At 67.8% G+C, this 23,292-nt stretch carries 17 protein-coding genes and 1 riboswitch; of the genes, 8 read left to right on the forward strand and 9 right to left on the reverse strand.

Annotated features, from left to right (window positions below):
* Positions 1–36: 36 nt before the first annotated feature.
* On the forward strand, positions 37–1,056 hold the full coding sequence (locus tag N7590_RS03745) for a glycosyltransferase family 2 protein (protein WP_053450529.1): 1,020 nt from the start codon (positions 37–39) through the stop codon (positions 1,054–1,056).
* On the forward strand, positions 1,016–1,447 hold the full coding sequence (locus N7590_RS03750; RefSeq protein ID WP_053511802.1) for a CBS domain-containing protein: 432 nt from the start codon (positions 1,016–1,018) through the stop codon (positions 1,445–1,447). Before N7590_RS03745 ends, N7590_RS03750 begins: the two co-directional genes overlap by 41 nt.
* Before the next feature lie 494 nt (positions 1,448–1,941).
* Here N7590_RS03750 and N7590_RS03755 read toward each other — a convergent pair whose 3' ends face one another.
* The 4 genes from N7590_RS03755 to N7590_RS03770 form a co-directional block, all read right to left on the reverse strand.
* On the reverse strand, positions 1,942–3,915 hold the full coding sequence (locus tag N7590_RS03755; protein WP_279935168.1) for an AsmA family protein: 1,974 nt from the start codon (positions 3,913–3,915) through the stop codon (positions 1,942–1,944).
* 84 nt (positions 3,916–3,999) lie between these two features.
* Positions 4,000–4,638, reverse strand: coding sequence for a hemolysin III family protein (locus tag N7590_RS03760; protein WP_053511841.1), 639 nt, complete (start codon positions 4,636–4,638; stop codon positions 4,000–4,002).
* 174 nt (positions 4,639–4,812) lie between these two features.
* Complete coding sequence (locus tag N7590_RS03765) at positions 4,813–6,417, reverse strand: peptide chain release factor 3 (protein WP_053511842.1); 1,605 nt, start codon at positions 6,415–6,417, stop codon at positions 4,813–4,815.
* Between the two features lie 66 nt (positions 6,418–6,483).
* On the reverse strand, positions 6,484–7,368 hold the full coding sequence (locus tag N7590_RS03770; RefSeq protein ID WP_053511843.1) for a M23 family metallopeptidase: 885 nt from the start codon (positions 7,366–7,368) through the stop codon (positions 6,484–6,486).
* A gap of 149 nt (positions 7,369–7,517) precedes the next feature.
* Positions 7,518–7,636: riboswitch (SAM riboswitch) on the forward strand.
* Positions 7,637–7,713: 77 nt separating this feature from the next.
* On the opposite strand from N7590_RS03770, the gene N7590_RS03775 reads away from it, so the two are divergent.
* Genes N7590_RS03775 through N7590_RS03785 form a run of 3 tightly spaced genes read left to right on the forward strand, consistent with a single transcriptional unit; the run spans position 7,714 to position 11,041 of the window.
* Positions 7,714–8,745: a homoserine O-succinyltransferase gene (locus tag N7590_RS03775; protein ID WP_164242649.1), complete on the forward strand. Its 1,032-nt coding sequence runs from the start codon at positions 7,714–7,716 to the stop codon at positions 8,743–8,745.
* Entirely contained in the window at positions 8,742–9,977 is a 1,236-nt protein-coding gene (locus N7590_RS03780; RefSeq protein WP_279935170.1) for an O-succinylhomoserine (thiol)-lyase, read from the forward strand. The genes N7590_RS03775 and N7590_RS03780 overlap by 4 nt, the downstream gene beginning before the upstream one ends.
* On the forward strand, positions 9,974–11,041 hold the full coding sequence (locus N7590_RS03785; RefSeq protein WP_164242647.1) for a homoserine dehydrogenase: 1,068 nt from the start codon (positions 9,974–9,976) through the stop codon (positions 11,039–11,041). The genes N7590_RS03780 and N7590_RS03785 overlap by 4 nt, the downstream gene beginning before the upstream one ends.
* A 32-nt stretch (positions 11,042–11,073) precedes the next feature.
* Here the strand turns inward: N7590_RS03785 and N7590_RS03790 are convergent, their stop codons facing one another.
* On the reverse strand, positions 11,074–12,069 hold the full coding sequence (locus tag N7590_RS03790) for an alpha/beta hydrolase (protein WP_164242646.1): 996 nt from the start codon (positions 12,067–12,069) through the stop codon (positions 11,074–11,076).
* Positions 12,070–12,147: 78 nt separating this feature from the next.
* Positions 12,148–13,530: an L-serine ammonia-lyase gene (locus N7590_RS03795; RefSeq protein ID WP_006464040.1), complete on the reverse strand. Its 1,383-nt coding sequence runs from the start codon at positions 13,528–13,530 to the stop codon at positions 12,148–12,150.
* Between the two features lie 99 nt (positions 13,531–13,629).
* Here N7590_RS03795 and N7590_RS03800 point away from each other — a divergent pair, with 99 nt between their 5' ends.
* The gene (locus N7590_RS03800; protein ID WP_053511959.1) at positions 13,630–13,902 is read left to right on the forward strand and encodes a glutaredoxin family protein; all 273 of its coding nucleotides are present in this window, start codon (positions 13,630–13,632) and stop codon (positions 13,900–13,902) included.
* Between the two features lie 33 nt (positions 13,903–13,935).
* Here the strand turns inward: N7590_RS03800 and N7590_RS03805 are convergent, their stop codons facing one another.
* The 3 genes from N7590_RS03805 to N7590_RS03815 are packed head-to-tail and all read right to left on the reverse strand — an operon-like array spanning position 13,936 to position 15,727.
* On the reverse strand, positions 13,936–14,508 hold the full coding sequence (locus tag N7590_RS03805) for a YceI family protein (protein WP_008268387.1): 573 nt from the start codon (positions 14,506–14,508) through the stop codon (positions 13,936–13,938).
* A gap of 3 nt (positions 14,509–14,511) precedes the next feature.
* Complete coding sequence (locus N7590_RS03810; RefSeq protein ID WP_053511958.1) at positions 14,512–15,084, reverse strand: cytochrome b; 573 nt, start codon at positions 15,082–15,084, stop codon at positions 14,512–14,514.
* A gap of 10 nt (positions 15,085–15,094) precedes the next feature.
* The gene (locus N7590_RS03815; RefSeq protein WP_053511957.1) at positions 15,095–15,727 is read right to left on the reverse strand and encodes a YceI family protein; all 633 of its coding nucleotides are present in this window, start codon (positions 15,725–15,727) and stop codon (positions 15,095–15,097) included.
* Between the two features lie 165 nt (positions 15,728–15,892).
* Between N7590_RS03815 and N7590_RS03820 the strand changes: the two genes are divergently transcribed.
* A complete protein-coding gene (locus N7590_RS03820; RefSeq protein ID WP_164242645.1) occupies positions 15,893–19,438 on the forward strand; it encodes an ATP-binding protein in 3,546 nt (1,181 codons plus the stop codon).
* A gap of 95 nt (positions 19,439–19,533) precedes the next feature.
* A complete protein-coding gene (locus N7590_RS03825; RefSeq protein ID WP_164242644.1) occupies positions 19,534–23,061 on the forward strand; it encodes a hybrid sensor histidine kinase/response regulator in 3,528 nt (1,175 codons plus the stop codon).
* The last annotated feature ends 231 nt before the right edge of the window (positions 23,062–23,292 follow it).

The following is a 23,292-nucleotide window of genomic DNA, read 5'->3' on the forward strand; positions in this document are numbered from 1 at the left end:
CGGCCCGCATGCGTGCCGGCAACGTACAATCCGGGCATGACCCGTGAACGGCTTACTTTTGTCATCGCCGCCTACAACGAGGCCCTGGCACTGCCGTTGCTGCATCCGCGGTTGTGCGCGGTGCTGGATGGCATGCCCGACATCGAAGGGCACATCCTGTATGTGGACGACGGCAGCCACGACGATACCTGGCCGGTGATCGCCGGCCTGGCCCAGGCCGATGCGCGGGTCTCGGCGCTGAAGCTCTCGCGCAACTTCGGCAAGGAGGCCGCGCTGACGGCCGGTCTGGACCTGGTGCGCGAGGGTGCGGCGATGATCCTCGATGCGGACGGCCAGGACCCACCGGAGCTGGTGCCGCAGTTCGTCGCGCGCTGGCGTGAGGGGCACGACAACGTCTATGGCACGCGTATGGCCCGCGATGGCGAGGCCTGGGTGAAGCGTGCCACGGCGGCGATGTTCTACCGGGTGATGGGGCGCCTGTCGCGCACGCCGATCCCTGCCGACACCGGGGATTTCCGCCTGTTGTCGCCCCGCGCGCTGAGCGCACTGCGCGAGATGCGCGAGCGCCATCGGTTCATGAAGGGTCTCTTCAGCTGGGTCGGGTTCAAGCGGGTGGCCGTGCCCTACCACCGCCATGCGCGCGTGGCCGGCACCAGCAAGTTCAGCCTGTGGCGGCTGTGGAACTTCGCCTTGGAGGGCATCACCGGTTTCTCTACCGTGCCACTGCGGGCCGCCACCTATCTGGGGCTGGCAACGGCGGCGGTGGCCTTCGTGTTCGGCCTGTGGGTGATCGTCAAGGCGGCGCTGTATGGCGACCGGGTGGCGGGCTGGCCGACGATGATGGCGGTGATCCTGTTCCTGGGCGGGGTGCAGCTGATCGCGCTGGGCCTGATCGGCGAGTACCTGGGGCGGCTGTATGAAGAGTCCAAGCAGCGCCCGCTGTACCTGGTTGACGCATGGCTAGCATCCACCGTGGCAGACTCGGCCCTGCAACCCACCCTCGGAGGGCAGGCGGATGACCACGGTACGGCAACTGTTGGACGGCAAGTCTCCTGAAGTACACGCAGTCGCACCGGATGCGGCGGTGATCGATGCGATCCGGTTGATGGCGGAAAAGGGTATCGGCGCGGTGCTGGTGATGGATGGGCCGCGACTGGTCGGGATCCTGTCCGAGCGCGACTACGCACGCAAGATCGTGCTGCGGGATCGTTCGTCGCGCGATACGGCGGTGGCCGAGATCATGACGGCGCAGGTGGTGACGGTGTCGTCGGGCGAGCAGGTGGAGCACTGCCTGCAGCTGGTGACCGATTTCCGTATCCGCCACCTGCCGGTGGTGGACGGCGCGCAGGTGCTGGGGGTGATTTCCATCGGTGACCTGGTGAAGTCGGTGATCGATGCACAGCGCAGGGAGCTGGATCAGCTGCAGCAGTACATCGTGGCGGGATGAGTTGTTCGCTGGCGGGCCTGCGGCCCGCCGGCCCGCTTTTCAAACCAGAGCCAGAGCCAGAGCGCAAGAGCAGCGCCTTCATGGTACGCCGGGAGGCTGAGGGCATGGGCGTGCAGGACATGCCGCAAGTACGTCCCTGTAGGCTCGATGGCGCCATCCATGGCGCCAACGGTCCTGCACGCCCATGCCCTCTACCTCTTGATACATTGCAGCGAGCGCGGTGAGATTCGCCGCAGACGATCTGCTTTTGGTAGCTGCCAACCTTGGTTGGCAACAGCTTTTGACTTTGCTTTTTTCTTTTGACTTTGAATTTCCGCTCTCGTTCCGCGCGCGCAGGAAACTGTCAGGAGGGGGATGGGTGGCCCAGGCAGGACCGTTGGCGCCATGGATGGCGCCATCGAGCCCCCATGGATGGGTTCACGGCGTGTCCTGCCTGGGTCACCCATCCCCCTTAAGCCACGATCAATGCAGGCGCCGTGAACAACGCTGTTAGCCTACTTCGCATACTGCCCACCGCAGTCGGCATCCTTGCCCGGCCCCAGTTCAATGGTCGCCAGCAGCGCCGCCGGCGGGGCGATGCTGCCCAGCGCCAAGGCCACCGCGCCACGAATGCCCAGCGCCTTGAAGTCCGGCCGGAACGAGGGATCCTTGAATGTGCCGGTGATGTGCAGCGGCGAACGCAGCACCAGGATGCTCTTGTCCTTCGGGCGCGGCTTCAGCAGCAGGTCGAGGGTCTCGTCGCGCAGGCTGACCGTGCCTTCGCCAATGATGATCGTGTCAGTGGTATCCACCGCCAGTGCCTGGCTGCTCATCAGGCCGTCGCGCACGCCGAAGTCGGCGAAGGCGCAGCGCAGGGGAATCTGCTTGTCACCGGTCACCAGGAACTTCAACGACTCGGTGACATCCAGCCCGGCCAGTTCCATCACCAGGTTGCCGACATGGCCGCGGCCCATCGCCAGGCCGACCTTGCCGCTGCTGCTGCCCAGCATCGCGGCGATCGAATTGCCGCGACCGCTCAGGTCGACTTCGCCGCCGATGCCGCCCTTGGCCTGCTCGGCCAGCTTTGCATCCGGGAACAGCTGGCCCAGCTGCACGCCGCGCACGGTGGCTTTCAGCGCGGTGCTGATCTGCGCCTGGCGCGCGTCCATGCGGATCGTGCTGCGGATATCGCCGCCGGCCACGCCGAAGTTCAGCGGGTCCAGCCGCAGCACGCCGTCATCCAGCAGCAGGTGCGCATCCATGTCGTCCAGCGGCAGCGAGGGTGCGTTGATGCGATGGGCCTTCCAGCGCACGTCGGCATCCATCGCACGCAGCTTGCCGAGGTTGTAGGGCGTGTCGGGCAGTACCCGGGCACGGGCGGCGATACGCGCGGCCTCGGCCTTCTGCTCGGCGTTCGCGGTCTCGCCGCTGCCGGTCTTCGGTGGTGCACCGACGAAGCCGGCCAGATCGTCGAAGTCCAATCGCCGGGATTCGAGCGTGGCCGTCAGCCGCGGGCGTGCACCGCTGACGTCGAACTGCAGGTTGCCACCGAGATCGCTGTCGCCGACCTTGCCGGTGAACTGCTCGTAGCGCCAGGTGTCGTGGTCGCGCTTGAGGCGGCCATTCAATGCGTATGGCGGCGAGGACGGAATGGCGATGCCGAGCAGCGGGTACAGGTCGGCCAGGTCCTGGCCACTGAGTGCGAACTGCAGGTCGAACACGCGCAGCTGGAACGGATTGGTAAGCGTGCCGCTGGCCACCGCGTGGGTTGCCCCGGCGCGGCCATCGAGGTGGATGCGGAACGGGTGGTCGCTGTCGGTCAGCTGCAGCGGTGATTCGGTGCCGCCGCGCAAGGTGAACGGATTGCCCTGCCAGCGGCCCTTGCCCTGCACCAGCAGCGGCGGTGCGGCATCGGCCTGTTTCGGCTGGCCGCTGCGCACATCCAGTCGGATGTCGGTGCGGCCGAGCGCATCCAGGAACTGCAGGCGGCCGTCGTCGATGCGCAGGCGCTTGAGCTGGGGGCCTGGCCCGCCAGCGCTGTCACCGAGGAAATCCCAGTTGCCTGGCTCGCCCTTGCGCGGGGCCGTTTGCAGCAGGACGTCCGGCCGGGTCAGGCGCACTTCTGGCAACTGCACGCTGCCACGCAGCAGCGGCCACACCCGCACGTCGATCTCGACGCGGTCGGCGCTGGCCATGTCCGGCTGTTTTGCCCAGCTGGCATTGGCGAAGGTGATAGCGTCGGCGCGGATCGTGCTGGTGCGGCCGAGATCCACATCCAGGTGGCCGATGTGCAGTACCCGGCCGGTACGCGCCTGCACGGCGCGTTCGACCGGCCCCTTGAACCAGTTCCAGTCCCACAGTGCGATCAACAGCAGGACCGCCGCCAGCAGGAAGATCAGGACCGTCAGCCAGCGCCGGCCGCGCGGGCCGGGTCGGCGGAGGCGCCAGCGGGAGGTGCGCGATGTGGCGGGGGAGGCGGCAGCATTCACGCTGCCATGGTTGCCCCCTCATCGTGGACGGGGCGCGAAGCACCCATGTGCGCGGTGTGCACAACCCGCGCGCGGGCCCCTGTCTTACAGCACCTGCATGGTGACCGCGACGAAGTGGCAGACGCTGCCGCCGATCACGAACAGGTGCCAGATCGCATGCGAATAGGGGATCGATTCGCGATGGTAGAAGTAGGTGCCCAGGGTGTATGACAGGCCGCCGGCCAGCAGCCAGCCCAGCGTCCAGCCGTCGATCGAGGCCAGCATCGGCTTGACCGCCACGATCACCAGCCAGCCCATGGCCACGTAGATCGCGGTGGACAGGCGCTTGAAGCGGCCGGTGTAGAACAGCTTGAACACCACGCCGGCCAGGGCCAGGGTCCAGATCGCCGCGAACAGCCCCCAGCCCCACGGACCGCGCAGGCCGATCAGGGTGAACGGGGTATAGGTGCCGGCGATCAGAACGTAGATCGCGCAGTGGTCGAACACCTTCAGGCGACCCTTGGCGATCGGGTGCTGGATGGCGTGATAGAGGGTGGAGGCCGTATACAGCAGCAGCAGCGCGATGCCGAACACGATGGCGCCGGCCAGCTGCCAGCCATCACTGTAGATGGCGGCCAGGGTGATCAGTACCGCGCCCGCGCCGAGGGCGAGCACGGCGCCCAGGCCGTGGGTCAGGGCGCTGGCGATTTCTTCGCGGATCGAAGCAACGGAAGTCGTGGACATGGCGTAGGCATCGTTCGCGGGGAGGGGGACCCGCACCCCCCTATCATCGCCGCGATGGGCGGCGCATGCACGCCCATCACCGTATGGTCGGTGAATCCCCGCGTTGCGCGGATGCGCCCGCGATCAGCAGATCCACGCCATGCGTGGATGAACCGCCGCGGGGCCCCTTGCGGTTCAGCTTGCCGATACCGTATGCGCCGCTTCGCGGGTGGCCGAGAAGCGCACATCCGGAGAACGTTCCTGCGCCAGCTGCAGGTTGACCCGGGTCGGTGCCAGGTAGACCAAGTGGCCGGCCGCGTCCAGCGCCAGGTTCAGCGCGTTCTTCTCGCGGAACTCTTCCAGCTTCTTCTCGTTGCTGCAGTGGACCCAACGCGCGGTGGTCACGCTGACCGGCTCGAAGGTGGCTTCCACGCCGTACTCGTCCTTCAGGCGATAGGCGGCCACGTCGAACTGCAGCACGCCCACCGCACCCAGGATCAGGTCGTTGCTGGTGAGCGGACGGAAGAACTGGGTCGCACCTTCTTCGGACAGCTGGGCCAGGCCCTTCTGCAGCTGCTTGAGCTTGAGCGGATCGCGCAGGCGTGCACGGCGGAACAGTTCCGGGGCGAAGTTGGGAATACCGGTGAAGGTGACCGCTTCGCCTTCGGTGAAGGTATCGCCGATGGAGATGGTGCCGTGGTTGTGGATGCCGATCACATCGCCCGGCCACGCCTCGGCGGCGATCTCGCGGTCGCTGGCCATGAAGGTCAGCGCATTGGCCAGCTTCATCTCCTTGCCGGTACGCACGTGGAAGGTTTTCATGCCGGCGCTGAAACGGCCCGAGCAGACGCGCATGAACGCCACGCGGTCGCGGTGCTGCGGGTCCATGTTGGCCTGGATCTTGAACACGAAGCCGGTCAGCTTGTTTTCTTCCGGTGCGATCTCGCGGCCGGTGGTGGAGCGCGCCTGCGGTGACGGCGCATGTTCGACGAAGAAGTCCAGCAGCGGCTGCACGCCGAAGTTGTTCACGCCCGAACCGAAGAACACCGGGGTCTGCTTGCCGGCGCGGTACGCGTCCAGGTCGAAGGGGTGGCTTGCGCCCTGCACCAGTTCCAGTTCGTCGCGCAGGTCGGCCAGCATCTGCGCACCGATCTTCTCGGCCAGGCCGGGGGCATCGATGGACGGGAAGATGGTCGAGTCCTGGCGGGTGAAGTTGCGGCCCGGTTCGTACAGGTGCACTTCGCCGGTCAGCAGGTGCACCACGCCCTTCAGGCGCTGGCCCATGCCGATCGGCCAGGTCACCGGGGCGCACTGGATGCCGAGCACGGTTTCCACTTCATCCAGCAGCTCGATCGGGTCCTTGCCCTCGCGGTCGAGCTTGTTGATGAAGGTCATGATCGGGGTGTCGCGCAGGCGGCACACTTCCATCAGCTTGATGGTGCGCTCTTCCACGCCCTTGGCCACGTCGATCACCATCAGCGCCGAGTCCACCGCGGTCAGCACGCGGTAGGTGTCCTCGCCGAAGTCGGCGTGGCCGGGGGTGTCGAGCAGGTTGACGATCTTTCCTTCGTACGGGAACTGCATCACCGAGGAGGTGACGGAGATGCCGCGCTCCTTTTCCAGTGCCATCCAGTCGGAGGTGGCGTGGCGGGCGGCCTTGCGGCCCTTGACCGAACCGGCCATCTGGATCGCGCCTCCGAACAGCAGCAGCTTTTCGGTCAGCGTGGTCTTGCCGGCGTCAGGGTGGGAGATGATGGCGAAGGTGCGGCGACGCGACGCTTCGTTGGCGACTTCGGACATGGCAGTGGCGCCCGCCCGGGGCGCTTTTCAAAGAGATAAGCGCCCGATTATACCGGCCGGCGCCGGTCAGCGCCCGATGCCGCCGTCTGCCCCGGCCTGGCGGGCGAACTGCAGCTGACCCTGTGCGGCGAAGATGCGCACCGGCACCGAGCGCAGGCCCATTCCGCGGTTGACCTGCACCACGAAGTGCAGGTGCGGGGCACTGCTGTAACCACTGTTGCCGGACAGGCCGATCGGCTGCCCGGCCTGCACCGCCTGGCCGCGACGCACGCGCATGCCACCGGCCTGCAGGTGGCCATACAGGGCCATGCTGCCGTCGCTGTGCAGCACGCGGATGAAGTTGGCACGGGCACCATCGCGTTCGCGGTCCTGCCCGTTGCCACGGAAGCCATCCTGGATCTGCATCACCGTACCCTCGCGCGCGGCCAGCACCAGGGTGCCCTCCGGCAGTGCGAAGTCGACCGCCTCGCGGTTCTCCTCGTCATCGTGGCTGAACCGGCCCTGCGGCGCCTGGTCCACGCGCAGGCGGGCCGCATCGAACGGCAGGCGATAGGCGACATCTTCGGCCTGTGCGGCCGGGTTGCCCGGCACCGACTGCAGGCGCAGATCGAGCATGCGGCCATCGATCGGGGCGGGCAGATGGCCGACCACCAGGCTGCTGTCACCCTGCAGCAGTGATTCGACCGGGAGACCCTCGACCGGGTGTCCCGGCGCCGCGCGCAGTTCGATCTGCAGCGGCCCCGCCAGCCCGTTGTCGATCCGCGCCTGCCAGTGTTCGCCCACCGGCTGCAGGCGCAGCCGAGCCATCGGCGTGGCATCCCGGGCCGATTCCCCAGCAATGGCGGGGGCGGCCTTGGGCACCAGACCCCAGCCCTGGCGCCAGTCGCCTGCATGGGCCGTCGCGCTCGCCAGCAGGCACAGCAGCAGGCAGGTCAGGGGCAGGCGTGGCATCCGTGGTTCCGGTCAAAGGGGGCCGCCGGGACTGTATCCGATCCTGAACGGGACGACCGGGACGGCCTTCGCAGAGTTCATCCGCAAATATCCATCGCTTTATCCGCATGAAGGGATTGACAGTGCTGGAAAGGGCTGGCATCGTGGCCCCACCATCGAGACCGGCAGAGGGACAGGCCCTTTGAAGCCGGGGCAGCCCGCAGGCGCGCAAGCGACTGCGTAGGTGCCAAATCCTGCGGGGACCGTGGCGTCCACCGAAAGATGGTTCGAACCATGCACCCCACGTGCATCTCGAACGCGGGCCCCGCGAAGGCTCGATGGCCGATTCCCCAACCGGATCCCGCCATGAGCTTCGCTGCCAGTACCGCACTTCGCCCCGAACCCTTTGTCCCCGTCAGCGTGCCGGTCGATGACCGCGTGCATGCCGAGCGCGGTGAGTTCGCCGCGGTGCTGTCGATGCGCCACGCCGGCCCCAGCCCGGTGCGCCTGCGCTATGAGTGGGTCGGCCCGGCGAATGCGCCGGTGGTGGTGCTGGCCGGTGGCATTTCCGCCCACCGCCATGTGGCGTCCAACCCGCAGTTCAGCGAGAAGGGCTGGGCCGAGGATCTGGTCGGCAAGGGCCGCGCGCTGGACTCACAGCAGCTGCGCGTGCTGGCCTTCGACTTCATCGGGGCAGATGGCGCGCTGGACGTTCCGATCGATACCGCCGACCAGGCCGATGCGCTGGCGCTGCTGCTGGATCATCTCGGCATCCGCGCGCTGAAGGCGTTCGTCGGCTATTCGTATGGCGCGCTGGTCGGCCAGCAGTTCGCGATCCGCCATCGTGCCCGCGTGCGCCAGCTGGTGCTGGCCAGCGGCGCGCATCGCCCGCATCCGTATGCCGCGGCCTGGCGCGCACTGCAGCGCCGCGCGGTCGCGCTGGGCCAGCTGCAGTGCGGCGAAGACCACGGCCTCGCCCTGGCCCGCCAGTTCGCCATGCTCAGCTACCGCACCCCGGAAGAATTCGGCGAGCGCTTCGATGCCGCGCCGGAAGTGATCAATGGCCGCGTGCGCGTGGCCGCCGAAGACTATCTCGACGCCGCCGGGGCGCAGTACGTCGCGCGCACGCCGGTAACCGCCTACCTGCGCCTGTCCGAATCGATCGACCTGCACCGCGTGGACCCTGCCGCGATCCTGCCGCCGACCGTGGTGGTGGCCGTGGAGGGCGATCGCCTGGTGCCGCTGGCCGATCTGGTCGGCCTGGTTGAAGGACTGGGCCCGCGCGGCAGCCTGCGCGTGCTGCGCTCGCCCTATGGCCACGACGCCTTCCTCAAAGAAACCGATCGCATCGACGCGATCCTCGCCACTGCCTTCCGTACCTCTGGAGAGTCCGCATGAGCCTGCACGCCAACGAGCCGTCCTGTAGCCGTACCACTGCCGCTGTCCGTGCCGGCATCGATCGTGATACCGCGCATGGTGCGGTCACTCCGCCGATCGTGTTGTCGTCGAACTTCAGCTTTGAAGGCTTCGGCAACAAGCGCCAGTACGACTACACGCGCAGTGGCAACCCGACCCGCGACCTGCTGGGTGAAGCACTTGCGGAACTGGAGGGCGGCGCAGGTGGGGTCGTTACCGCCACCGGCATGGGCGCGATCAATCTGGTGCTGAACGCGCTGCTGCAGCCGGGCGACACCCTGGTGGTGCCGCACGATGCCTACGGTGGCAGTTGGCGGCTGTTCAACGCGCTGGCGAAGAAGGGCCACTTCGAACTGGTCACCGCCGACCTGACCGATCCGCGTGCGCTGGCGCAGGCACTGGCCACCCAGCCGAAGCTGGTGCTGGTGGAAACCCCATCCAACCCGCTGCTGCGCATCACCGACCTGCGCTTCGTCATCGATGCCGCGCACAGGGCCGGCGCCCTGGTGGTGGTCGACAACACCTTCCTGTCGCCGGCCCTGCAGCAGCCGCTGTCGTTTGGCGCGGACCTGGTGCTGCATTCCACCACCAAGTACATCAACGGCCACAGCGACGTGGTCGGTGGCGCAGTGGTCGCGCGCGATCCGGCACTGCACGAGCAGCTGGTGTGGTGGGGCAATGCGCTGGGCCTGACCGGCTCGCCGTTCGATGCGTTCCTGACCCTGCGCGGCCTGCGCACGTTGGATGCGCGCCTGCGCGTGCACCAGGAAAATACCGCCTCGATCGTTGCCCTGCTGGACCAGCATCCGGCGGTTGGCGCGGTGTACTACCCGGGCCTGGCCGATCACCCGGGCCAGGCCATCGCCGCACGCCAGCAGGATGGCTTCGGCGCGATGCTGTCGTTCGAGCTGGCGCACTGTGCCGGCGACGATCCGCATGCGGCGGTGCGCGCGTTCGTTGATGGACTGCGTTGTTTCACCCTGGCCGAATCGCTGGGTGGCGTCGAGAGCCTGATCGCGCATCCGGCGACCATGACCCATGCGGCGATGACCGCCGAAGCGCGTGCGGCGGCCGGCATCAGCGAAGGGCTGCTGCGCCTGTCAGTGGGCATCGAGGCCGAGCGTGACCTGCTGGCCGATCTCGGCGCGGCGCTGCAGCGCGCCGAAGCGGTGATCGATGCCGCTGCACGCCGCAAACAGGTGGTGGACGCATGAGCGCACTGGCCGCTGACATTCCTGCGCTGGGCGCGGGACGCCTGGCGCTGCTCGGCACCGGCACGGTGGGTTCGGCCTTCGTGCAGCGCTACCAGGCGCTGCAGGCACGCGGGCTGGAATTGCCCAGCGTGCAGTGGCTGGCCAATTCGCGCACTGCGCTGGAGATCGATCGTGACCTGGCATTGCCGTTGGAGCTGGCACGGCGTGCACCGCGTGATGGCCACAGCGCTCCGCCGTGGGCCAGCGCCGAAGGACTGGAGCGTGGCGACGTGGTGGTTGACGCGACCGCCAGCGAAGACGTGGCTGCACGCCACGTGCAGTGGCTGGCGCGCGGCGTGCACGTGGTGACCGCCAACAAGCTGGGGCGAGGCGCGCAGCTGGCGCGCGCGCAGGCAATTGCCGAAAGCTGCGCCGACAGCGGTGCACGCTACGGCGACAGCGCCACCGTGGGGGCAGGCCTGCCCCTGCTGAGCAGCCTGCGCGCGCTGGTGGCCGGCGGTGATCATATCCATGCCATCGAGGGCGTCCTGTCCGGATCACTGGCGTGGCTGTTCCATCGCTACGATGGCCAGTCACCGTTCTCGGCCGCAGTGCGCGAAGCGCTGGCGGCAGGCTACACCGAGCCGGATCCGCGCCTGGACCTGTCCGGCGAGGATGTACGCCGCAAGCTGCTGATCCTGGCCCGCAGCAGCGGGTTGGCGCTGGACGCGTCGCAGGTGCAGGTGGATTCGCTGGTGCCTGAAACGCTCGCCGCGTTGCCGCTGGAAGATGCGGTAGCCGCGCTGGAACAGCTGGATGCGCCGCTGCAGGCACGCTGGCAGCAGGCGCGCGACAACGGCCGCGTGCTGCGTTTTGTCGGTCGCGTCGATGGCCAGGGTGCGCAGGTGGGCCTGCGCGAGCTGCCTGCCGATCATCCATTGGCGCAGGGCGCGGGCACCGACAACCGCGTGGCCATCCACAGCGATCGCTATCAGCGCCAGCCGTTGTTGATCCAGGGACCGGGCGCGGGCGCGGAAGTCACCGCCGCCGCGTTGCTGGATGACGTGCTGCGCATCGTGCGGTAAGGGATCGCCGGGCATCGCCCGGCGCGCCCCCCTCAGCGCGACTTCAAGGCCTTCAACAACGCGGCGTTGAACTGTTTCGGATCCTGCACCTGCGGCGAATGGCCCAGCCCGGCGAACTCGACCAGCGTTGCGCCGGGAATCGCCGCCGCCGCGGCCTTGCCCAGCACCGGGTAGTTGCCCAGCGTGGCCTTCAGCGCCGGTGATGCGCGGTCGCGGCCGATCGCCGTGCGGTCCTTCTGGCCGATGAACAGGGTGGTCGGTACCTGCAAGTGCTTCAGTTCGTAGACCACCGGCTGGTTGAACACCACGTCCGAGGCCAACGCCTGGCTCCAGGCAACGGCCTGCTTGCCCGGCCCTTCGTACATGCCCGACTGCATCCGGGCCCACGGCTCGTAGTCGGCTTTCCACTGGCCATCGTAATAGACGTCCAACTGGTAGCGCCGGATGCTGTCGTAGCTGGTTTTCAGTTCGCCGGCATACCACTCGTCGACGCTGCGCCACGGCACGCCCAGCGCCTTCCAGTCTTCCAATCCGATCGGGTTGACCAGTGACAGGCTGCGAAGGTCCTGCGGGTACATCAGCGCATAGCGCACGGCGAGCATGCCGCCCATCGAATGGCCGACCAGGTGCACCGGCACATCACCCAGCTGCAGCTGCTGCAGCAGGGCGTGGGTGTTGGCGGCGAGCTGAGCGAAACTGTACTGGTAGCGCTCGGGCTTGCTGGATTTGCAGAAGCCCACCTGGTCCGGTGCGATCACCCGGTAGCCCGCGGCCAGCAGCGGGGCGATGGTCTGCTGCCAGGTGGCCGCGCAGAAGTTCTTGCCGTGCAGCAACACCACCACCCCGATGGCCCGTCGTTTGGGCAGGACATCCAGGTAGGCCATTTCCAGCGGCTGCTGCTGCGATTCCAGCGCGAAGGTCTTCACCGGATAGCCGTAGTCGAAACCTTCCAGCCGCGGACCATAGGTCGGCGCGGCCAGGGCGGACATCGGCAGGCAGGCGAGCAGGGCGGCAGCGAGCAGGCGCATGGCGTTCTCGGGGGCGAGGGAGCCTCCAGCGTAATGCATCCCGTCAAGCGAAGCCGAGCATGGGCTCGGCTCTACACCTCAACACTCGATGACGTTCACCGCCAGGCCGCCGCGACTGGTTTCCTTGTACTTGTCCTGCATGTCGCGGCCGGTATCGCGCATGGTCTTGATGACCTTGTCCAGCGATACCTTGTGCTTGCCGTCGCCACGCATGGCCATGCGCGAGGCGTTGATCGCCTTCACCGCGCCCATCGCGTTGCGCTCGATGCACGGAATCTGCACCAGGCCGCCGATCGGATCGCAGGTCAGGCCCAGGTTGTGTTCCATGCCGATTTCCGCGGCGTTCTCGATCTGGCTCGGGTTGCCACCCAGCGCCGCGACCAGGCCGCCGGCCGCCATCGAGCAGGCCACGCCCACTTCGCCCTGGCAGCCCACTTCGGCACCGGAAATCGAGGCGTTCTCCTTGTACAGGATGCCGATCGCCGCCGAGGTCAGCAGGAAGTCGAACACGCGCTGCTCGTTCGCGCCGGGGCAGAAGCGGTCGAAGTAGTGCAGCACTGCAGGCAGCACGCCGGCGGCACCGTTGGTCGGCGCGGTCACCACGCGGCCACCGGCGGCGTTTTCCTCATTCACTGCCAGCGCGTACAGATTGACCCAGTCCAGCGTGGTCAGCGGGTCGCGCATTGCTGCTTCCGGCTTCGACGACAGTTCGCGGTACAGCGCCGGTGCGCGCCGGCCGACCTTCAGGCCACCCGGCAGCACGCCTTCCTCGCGGATGCCGCGCGTCACGCACGATTGCATCGCGCTCCAGATCTCGCGCAGCTGGGCGCGGATCTCGTCCTCGCTGCGCCAGCACTTCTCGTTCTCGAACATCAGCTGGGCGATGCTCAGGCCGCTGCGTGCGGTCTGCGCCAGCAGCTCGTCGCCGCTCTTGAACGGGTAGGGCAGCGGCGTCTCGTCGGGCACGATGCGGTCATCGGCCGCGTCGTCCTGGTTGACCACGAAGCCGCCACCAACGGAGTAGTAATCGCGGGTGGCGATCACTTCGTCGTCGGCGTTGTACGCGGTGAAGCGCATGCCGTTGGTGTGGTACGGCAGCTTCTGGCGCTTGTTCATGCCGAGGTCGCGCTTCTCGTCGAAGGCGATCTCGTGCTGCCCCATCAGCTGGATGCGCTTGCTGCTGCGGATGCGCTCCAGGGTGGCCGGGATGATGTCCGGGTCGATCAGGTTCGGCCGCTGGCCTTCCAGGCCGAGCAGGATCGCCTTGTCGGTGCCGTGGCCGCGGCCGGTCAGCGCCAGCGAGCCATAGACATCGGCGCGGATGCGCGCGACCTCGTGCAGGCGGCCCGGGTCGAGCAGCCAGCGATGGATGAATCGCTCGGCGGCCTTCATCGGCCCGACGGTGTGCGAGGAACTCGGACCAATGCCGATCTTGAAAACGTCGAACGTGCTGACAGCCATGGATGCCAAACTGCGGGTACCGGACAAGCCGCTATTCTAGCGGCTTGCCGGGCCATCCGATGGCTGCGGCGCAGCATTTCCGCCACGGGAGCCGAACCGGTGTTGACCCTGATCCAGCGTGACGATTGCCACCTGTGCGACCTGGCCCTGGCCGAACTGGCCAAGGCGCGGGCACCGGAGTTCGAATCGGTGTTCCTGGACGACCAGCCTGCGCTGGAGGCGTGCTATGGCGCGCGGGTACCGGTGCTGCGCGACGAGGCGGGGCAGCGCGAGCTGGACTGGCCGTTCGATGCGGCCACCGTGCAGGCCTGGCTGGCCGAATGCGATCAGGTAGTGCCGGCCGCTGGCCGGCAACCACCCGATATCCGTTAATGCCGGGCAGCGCCCGGCACTACCGGGATCGTCTTACTTCGCGTTGAACTTCACGATCGTGCTGATCGCGGTCTCGTCCGGAATGGTCTTGGTGTCGGCCCAGTCACCGCCGCCGACGCCGAAGTCCAGGCGCTTCACGGTGGCCTTGCCGGTCAGCACCGGCTGGGTGCCCGGCTTCCAGGTGAAGGTGAGGGTGACCGGCTTGCTGACGCCGCGCAGTTCCAGGGTGCCATCGGCGGCGAACTGGTCGTTGCCCACCGCGCGGAAGCCCTTGGCGGTATAGCGTGCGGTGGCGAACTTGCCGACGTTGAAGAAGTCGGCGGTCTGCAGGGTCGAGTCGCGGTCGCTGTTGCCGCTCTTGGCACCGGCCAGCGGGATCACCACGTCCAGCGAACCGGCGGCCGGGTTGGCCGGGTCGAAGCTGAGCTTGGTGGCGAAGCCCGGGAAGCTGCCGGTGAACACTTCACCGTCGTACTTGGTGGCAAACACCAGGATCGAACCGGCACCGGGGGCCTGTGCGTAGTCGGCGGCGAGCACCGGGGCAGTGGCCAGCATGCCGGCCAGGGCGGCGGCCACGGCGGCCGGGGTGGTCAGTTTCAGGGTCATCGGTCAGTCCTTCTGAGGGGAGGCGAGCCAGCCGCGCGGCAACATGCGGGACAACGTTGCATCGCGCTGGAACAGGTGGTGGTAGAAAGCCGCGCCGGCATGGGCCAGCACCACTGCGATCAACAGCCAGAAGCCGTATTCGTGGATGGCATGGGACACCGCGACAACCTGCGGGTCGGGGCCGCTCAGCTTGGGTACGTCAACCAGCCCGAACCAGCGGAACGGGCGCAGGCCACTGGCCGAGTCGTACAGCCAGCCCGACAGCGGAATGGCGAACATCAGCACATACAACAGCACGTGGGTTGCACTGGCGATGCGCTCCTGCCAGCTGGGCACACCCGGCACCGGCTTGGGCACGCCGGCATAAAGGCGCCAGCCGAGGCGGAACAGCACCAGCGCCAACACGGTGATGCCGATGGACTTGTGCGCGGTGTAGACCCAGAAATACTTGGGAGTCTTGGGCAATTCACCCATGGTAAGGCCGACCACGCCCAGGGCGAGGATCAGCAGTGCGATCAACCAATGCAGGATCTGGCTGACACTCCCCCAGGCGGCGGGGGTGTTCTTGGCGGTCATGAAAGGTCCTCTAGCGGGCCGTCTTGGGGGCGGAGTGCGGGGCGGGAGCGGGAGTTCCCGGGGCGTCGCTGCGGTCGAGAGTGGCCTCAGCCTCGATCCTCAGCTGTACGGCATCACCGATGACGCCCGGCCAGGCGGTGATGCCGAACGCGCGCCGGCTCAGCGTGGTGCTGGCGGAAAAACCGGCGGTGCGTCGAAATGGGGGAAGGGGATAGCGCTTGATGGCATTGAGGGTCACCTCCAGCGTGATCTCCTGGCTGATCCCGCGCAGGGTGAGGGTGCCGATCACGTGGGCACGCCTGGCATCGATCGGTTCCACGCGGCTGGAGACGAATCGCGCGTTCGGGAATCGTTCGCCGTCGAGCAAGCTGCGGGCCAGCGTAGCCTGGTTCCACTTGGCGTCGCCGAGGTCCAATCGCGATACGGGCACCTCGACGTCCAGCGTGGCTTCGCGCCAGTTGTCGGGATCGAACTGAAGGCGGCCTTCACTGCCCGAGACCGTGCCCATGGCCTGCGAGTAACCCGCGTGATCGATGCTGAACAACACCCGGGTATGCACCGGATCAAGGCGATAGGTGTCTGCATCCGCCCAGGCGGGGGCGGTGGCGAGCAGCATCGGCAGCAGGGCCAGGCAGGGACGCATCGATGGCGGGCTCCGGAAGGGGGACGTTGCGATCATACGCACAGGCCCCTGCCAACGATGCGTGCATGGCTGCAACAGTTCGTGGTGCCACTGCCCGTGGAAACAGGCTGTTGCAGTCATGAACCCGGGCCTGTGTGACAATCGGCCCAGGACAGGGGGATCAGGATGACGAGCGGCTGGCGCCTGTGGTGGCGAGGCATCGCGGGAATGGGGCTGCTGCTGATGGCGTTCGCCGCAGCGGCTGCGCCCCTTGAAATGGCGGAAACACCACGCCTGCGCCGTTTCGGCGCGGCCGAAGGCATGCCCTCGCGCATGGTGCTGGCGCTGGCCGAGGATCGCCAGGGCCACGTCTGGGCCGCCACCGATGGCGGCCTGGTGCGCTACGACGGCAATGGCCTGCGGGTCTGGGAGCACGATCCGGAACAGCCGGGCTCGCTGCCGGGCAATGAGATCGAGACGCTGCTGGTCGATCCGCTGGACCGCGTCTGGGTGGGCATCAATGGCAAGGGGCTGGCCCGCCTGGATGCCGACCGTGAGCGCTTCAGGACCTTCGATGCGGTCAATGGCCCGTGCCTGGGCCAGTTCTGGACGCTGGCCTACGCCGAGAACGCTTTGTGGATCGGCACCAGCAGCCAAGGGATCTGCCGGTTCGGAGAGGACGGCAGCCTGCGCTTCTTCAAGCATGATCCTGCGCGCGCGGACGGCCTGCCCAGCAACACCATCTACAGCAGCCTGGTCGATGCGCGCGGGCGCCTGTGGATCGGCACCGAGGCCGGCGTGGCACGCTGGAACGGCCATGGGTTCGAGCCGGTGGCGGCGCGGGAGCTTGGCACGTTGAGCGTGCTGCGGATGGGCCGCGATCCGGATGGCTCGATCTGGATCGGCAGCCAGAACGACGGACTCTATCGCATCGATGCGCAGGACCGGGTCAGCCGCCCGCGGTGGACCGACAGCGCCCGCCTGCGTTCGGCACTGGTACTGGCCGACCGCCAGGGCGGCTACTGGGCGGGTACGTCCGACGGTCTGCTGCGCGGAGATGCCAGTGCGTTGTGGCGGCTCGACGGCGACCGCGGCAGTGGTTTCCTTACCGCCCAGAGCGGTGTGCTCGATCTGCTGCAGGACCACGAGGGCGGAGTGTGGGTGGCGCTGCTGACCCAGGGGCTGGCTTACCTGCCGCCGGACTGGCGCCGCTTCTCGATCTGGAACCAGCTCGATGGCAAGCCGTTGGACAGCCAGTACCTGCTGAGCGCGGCCAGCGACGGCCAGGCGTATTACGTGGGCTCGGCGCACGGCGTGTACCAGCTGGATGCGCACGGCACGCTGCGCCTGCTGGCCAGCGACCGCCAGATTGGCAGTGGCGCGGTGTGGTCTGTACTGCCGCGGCCGGACGGGCGCCTGTGGCTGGGCCGTGCCGGCCGCATCAGTGTGTACGACCCGGCCAGCCGCGCGCTGCAGGATTGGCGGATCGACGGTGGCGCCGACCTGCGCCAGCGTATCGATCTGATGCGGCAGGCCCCCGATGGCACGGTCTGGCTGTCGGTGATGAACCTGGGCCTGCAGCAGCGCAGCGCCGATGGCCGGGTGCTGCGCAGCTATCCGCTGGATGATTTCCGCAAGGCGGCCGATTCACCGATCGAACAGATCCGCTTCGATGCCCATGGCAAGGCGTGGGTCATGGGTGAAATGGGCATCTGGCGCGAGCAGGCGGGGCGCTTCGAGGCGGTGCCAGGGGTATCCAGCGGGCTGATCTTCGACCTGGTGTGGGTCGACCCGCAGCAGCTGTGGCTGGCCCGGCAGGGCGCGCTCGAACGCTACCAGTGGGATGGCATGAGCCTGCGCCTGATCCAGCGCGTTGATGGAAGTGCCGGCGTGCCGCCGGTGAGCATGGGCGGCCTGGCATTGGCCGACGACGGCCGGGTGTGGGCGACCACGCCGCGCGGCCTGTTGCGCTGGGATCCCAAGGCGCGGCGACTGCAACTGTTCAATGAACGCGATGGCCTGTCCGATGCCGAATTCACCAGCCGGCCTCCGGCAGTGAATGCCGATGGCCGCGTGCTCGCCGTCGCCCAGACCGGCCTGGTTGCCTTCGACGTGAATGCCGTTGACGTCGCGCTGCCGGCGTCGTCGCTGGTGATTGCCGAGGTACGCGTGCGCCGCGATGACGCACGCGGCTGGCAGCCACTGCCCGATACCGGCACCCTGTTGCTTGGGCCGGATGATCGTGACCTGCAGATCGACGCACGCCTGTTGTCGTATGCCAATCCACAGGGCAACCGCTACCGCTTCCGGGTGCGCGGCTATGACCAGGACTGGGTGGAACAGGGCGGTGACGGCCAACGTACGCTTTCACGGCTGCCCACCGGCAGCTACGTCATCGAAGTGCAGGCGGCCACCGCCAACGGCGCATGGACGCCTTCGCAGCAGTTGAAGGTGAAGGTGCTGCCGCCGTGGTGGCGCAGTGGCATGGCGATCTTCGGCTACATCCTGATCGGTTCACTGCTGCTGCTCACCCTGGCCTGGTCGATCAGGGGGCGCTTGCGCCGTCGCCAGCAGTGGCAGTTGACCGTGCACAAGCAGGAACTGGCCGAGCAGGCCTCGCAGGCCAAGAGCCGTTTCCTGGCTACGCTGGGCCATGAGGTACGCACGCCGATGACCGGCGTGCTGGGCATGAGCGAGCTGCTGCTGGCCACGCCGCTGGACCCGGTGCAGCGCAGCTATGCCGGCTCGATCCAGCAGGCCGGAAGCCACCTGTTGCGGCTGGTCAATGATGCGTTGGACCTCGCCCGTATCGAGGCCGGCCGGCTGGAGCTGGACCTGCGTCCGTTCGATCTGGCCGGCCTGCTCGACCAGGTACAGGTGCTGATGCAGCCGATGGCCAGGCAGCGCAGGCTGGATTTCCAGCGTGGCGACGATCCGCCGGGTCCGGTCAGCGTCAGTGGTGACGAGATGCGCGTACGCCAGATCCTGCTCAACCTGCTGGGCAATGCGATCAAGTTCACCGAGCGTGGCCATGTCGGCCTGGCCGTACGCCTGGACGAAAACGGCGGGGGCGTTTGCTTCGAGGTGCACGACAGCGGGCCGGGCATCAACGCCGAGCAGCAGGAGCGCCTGTTCCACCGTTTCGAGCAGGCCGATGGCCCGCGCACGGCCTCGCGCTATGGCGGCAGCGGGCTGGGCCTTGCGATCTGCCAGGAGCTGGCGGTGGCGATGGGCGGGCGCATCGACGTGGAAAGCTCGCCGGGCAAGGGCGCGCGCTTCCGGGTGCGGTTGCCGCTGCCCTGGACGCGGCAGGCGGCCGCTGCCGCAGGTGACGTTCCGGCGCTGCCGGTGCTGCCGCCGCTGCGCATCCTGCTGGTGGAGGACGATGCCACCGTGGCCGAAGTCATCGCCGGCCTGCTGCGCAGCAGGGGGCATGACGTCGTGCACGTGCTGCATGGCCTGGGGGCCTTGTCCGAGATCGCCACCGACGGCTTCGATGTTGGCTTGCTGGACCTTGATCTGCCGGCATTGGACGGCACCGCGATCGCCCGCCAGCTGCGCGCGCTGGGCTATGAGCTGCCGCTGGTGGCGGTGACCGCGCGTTCCGATGCCTATGCCGAGTCGCAGGTCCTCGCTGCGGGGTTCGATGGTTTCCTGCGCAAGCCGGTTACCGGCGACATGCTGGTGGCGGCGATCGTGCAGGCTCGTGCCAAGCGACAGGACATGGTCTGAAGGCGTCGGAGCCAGGCGTGAACGACGCGACTTTCGGTTTACCATGCCGACGCCCGCAGCGCGGGAATCATCAGGGCAGCGTGAGGAGGCAATCGGTGGCGTATCTGCGGGCAGCGATGCTGCTGCTGATCCTCCTGTGCGGCCTGTCACCCGCTGCCGCGCAGCCTGTGCCCCCGAGTCCGCGCCAGGTGACAGTGTTCGACGGCCTGCCGTCCAATACCGTCAACCGCATGGCCGAAGACCGCTACGGCTACCTGTGGATCGCCACCAACGACGGCCTGGCCCGCTACGACGGGCGCAACTACCGGATCTGGCGTTCGGAAGACGGATTGCGCGACAACCGGATCTGGACGGTGCTGGTCGATGCGCGCAACCAGCTCTGGATCGGGACCGAGAATGCCGGCCTGGTGCGGATGTCCGCCGACCGCCGCCAGCTGCACTTCTACGACCGCAGCAGCCAGCCGCTGATGGGGACCAACACGGTCTGGAGCCTGGCGGCCACGCCGGACGGTTCGGTCTGGTTCGGTACCCACGAGGGAGGGTTGTACCGGCTGGACAACCAGGATCGGCTGCAGCGCTTCCTGCCGGAGGCCAACAATCCGCGCAGCCTGCCGTCCGCATCGGTTCCGTATCTGGCAACCCTGGCCGACGGCAGCCTGTGGATTGGTACCAAGCATGGCGTAGCGCGCTGGACCGGGACCGACTTCGAACGTGTCGGCACCGACGTCATCCCCAGCCTGCTGATCAATGGCCTGACCGCCGAGCCCGACGGCAGCCTGTGGATCAGCACGATGGCCGGTGCCACCGTGCGCCGCCCCGACGGTCGCTTCGAGACACCGCCGTGGAAGCTTCCGCAAGGGGAGCAGGTGTTGGGCATGATGCTGCGCGACGAACAGGGCGGCTACTGGCTGGACACCCGGACCGGCCTCGGCCGTGCGGTCGACGGCCAGTACCAGGCCGTGCCGTTGTACAGCGCGGTGGCGCGTGGGCCGGTACGACCGAACTGGACCGGTGCCTACGAAGATCGTGAGGGTGGAATCTGGCTGGCCAGTACCAATGCCGGGCTGTGGCACCTGCTGCCCCGCTGGTGGCAGTTCTCGGTGCTGTCACGCTTGGAGGACGACCCCAGCTCGCTGCGCAACGCCTTCGTCCTGGGCACCAGCCCCTCCAGCAATGGCGGCATCTGGACGGTGGGCGGCCATGGTGCGCTGGACCGGTTCGACCCGAAGACCGGCAAGGTCGAACAGCACCGCACCTGGGTCAATGGCATGCACTGGCTGACCTCGGTGCGCGAGGATCGACGCGGCCAGGTCTGGATCGGTTCGAACGATGCACTGCTGCGCTATGACCCGAAGCTGCGCGATCTGCGCCGCTGGGGGCGTGATGCCGGTGCCGATGCGACCATGGAAGGGGTCATCGAATCGATGATGACCTGTGATGGCGACAGCCTGTGGCTGATGCTGCCGTCCGGCCTGCAGCAGCGCGACCTGGACGGGCGCCTGCGCCGCCAGCTGGACAATGGCCAGCGCGGCCTGCAGCAGGGGCAGCTCAACCTGGATGTCGAGTGCGGGCCGCAGGACCACATCTGGCTGGCCAGCAGCCGCGGCCTGCTGCAGTGGTTGCCGGAAAGCGAGCGCTTCCAGCCGGTACCGGGCGCCCCTGCGACCGCGATCCATGCGCTGCACGTAGGCCGCGATGGCCAGGTGTGGTTGTCCGAGGATGGCCGGCTGTCGCGCTATCGCTGGAGCCAGGGGCGGCTGGAACGGCAGGCGGTGGTCGGCGCCGAGCAGGGCTATCCGGCGATCTCCGCGTCGGGGTTGGTGGTCGACGCGCAGGGCGTGGCGTGGGCCACCAGTGCGCGCGGCCTGGTGCGGATTGGCGCCGACGGCCAGAGCGTGCGCCTGTATGGGGTGCACGATGGCCTGCCCAGCCAGGAATTCCGCGAGCACACCCTGGTGATGTCAGGCGACGGCCACCTGGTGGCGGGAACGCCAGCCGGCGTGGTGGTGTTCGATCCGGAACTGGTGCGGCCATCGGTGCGGCGCGCGCCCCTGGTGATCGAACGGGTCGAGGTGCGCCGCAACGAGCAGGTGCTCGACCTGACCCATGACACGCCGCTGCAGATCGTCGATGGTGATCGCGACCTGCGCATCGTCGCGCGGCTGCTGTCGTTCGCCGATTCGGCCTCCAATACCTATCGCTACCGCCTGGCCGGCTACGATCCGGATTGGGTCGAAGTCGGGCCGGCCGGTGAACGCCTGTTCTCGCGCCTGCCCCCGGGCAGTTATCGGCTGGAAGTGCAGGCACGCTCGGCCGACCATGTCTGGTCGCGGGTACAGAGCCTGGAGTTCCGCGTGCAGCCGCCGTGGTGGCGCAGCCTGTCTGGCTTGCTGGTGCTGGCGTCCATCGCGTTGCTGCTGACCAGCTGGTTCGCCTGGTTGTACCGGCGTCGCCTGCAGCGTCGTCACGCCTACCAGCTGGCGTTGCACAAGCAGGAACTGGCCGAGCAGGCCTCGGCGGCCAAGACCCGTTTCCTGGCCAACCTCGGCCACGAGATCCGCACGCCGATGACCGGCGTGCTGGGCATGAGTGAACTGCTGCTGGCCTCGCCGCTGGACCCGCAGCAGCGAGGCTACACGCAATCGATCCGGCATGCCGGCGAACATCTGCTGCACCTGGTCAACGACGCGCTGGATCTGGCGCGGATCGAATCGGGGCGGCTTGAACTGCAGCACAAACCCTTCGCGCTGAGCTGCCTGCTGCAGGATCTGGCTGCGCTGATGGGACCGCTGGCCGCGCAGAAGGGCCTGCGCTTCACCCTCGACAACCAGCTGCCGCCCGGCCTGCAGGCCACCGGCGATGCGATGCGGGTGCGGCAGATCCTGCTCAACCTGCTCTCGAATGCGGTCAAGTTCACCAGCCGTGGCACCATCACGCTGCACGCGCGCAGCGATGGTGAGCTGCGCGCGCTGCATTTCGAGGTGCGCGACACCGGCCCGGGCATCAGCCAGGAACAGCAGCAGCGCCTGTTCCGGCGCTTCGAGCAGGCCGACGGTGCACGTACCGCCGCACAGTACGGTGGTAGCGGCCTGGGCCTGGCGATCTGCCGCGAACTGGCGCAGGCGATGCAGGGGCGCATCCAGGTGGAAAGCCAGCTGGGCCGCGGCACCTGCTTCGGGGTTACCCTGCCGTTGCCGCTGGTGGTGGATGCCAGTGCCGAAGCCGAGGGCGGAACGCATCGCGAGGAGGCTGCGAACATGCCACCGCTGCGGGTGCTCCTGGTCGAGGACGACGCGACCGTGGCCGACGTGGTGCGCGGCCTGCTGAGCGCACGAGGCCACGAAGTGGTACATGCCGGCCATGCGCTGGCGGCGCTGCGCGAGATCAGTGCCGGCGATTTCGACGTCGGCCTGCTCGATCTGGACCTGCCGGGCCTGAGCGGATTCGAGCTGGCCCAGCACCTGCGCAACCAGGGCTACATGCTGCCGCTGCTGGCGGTGACCGCGCGTAGCGATCCGGACCTGCAGCAACAGGTGGAAGCGGCAGGTATTGGTGGCTTCCTGCGCAAGCCGGTGACCGGGGAACTGCTGGTGGAAGCGATTGCCCGGGTGATGGGCAGGTAGGGACGCGGCAGGGCCTGCGGCCCTGCACCCGCCGGATCAACGTCAACATCAAAAGCGTGCATTCCGTGGAATGGCGGGGTGGGTCCGGTTGCGGGAGACGCCGTAAACCCATCCATGGGGGCTTGGCCGCGGCATCCATGCCGCGGACACTCCCGCAACCGGACCCACCCCGCCTTCGACAGTTTTCTGCGATCTGCAGTAGATCCACGCCATGCGTGGATGAATCTCCAT

Source organism: Stenotrophomonas sp. GD04024 (genome assembly GCF_029837545.1).
Classification (GTDB): Bacteria; Pseudomonadota; Gammaproteobacteria; order Xanthomonadales; family Xanthomonadaceae; genus Stenotrophomonas; species Stenotrophomonas forensis.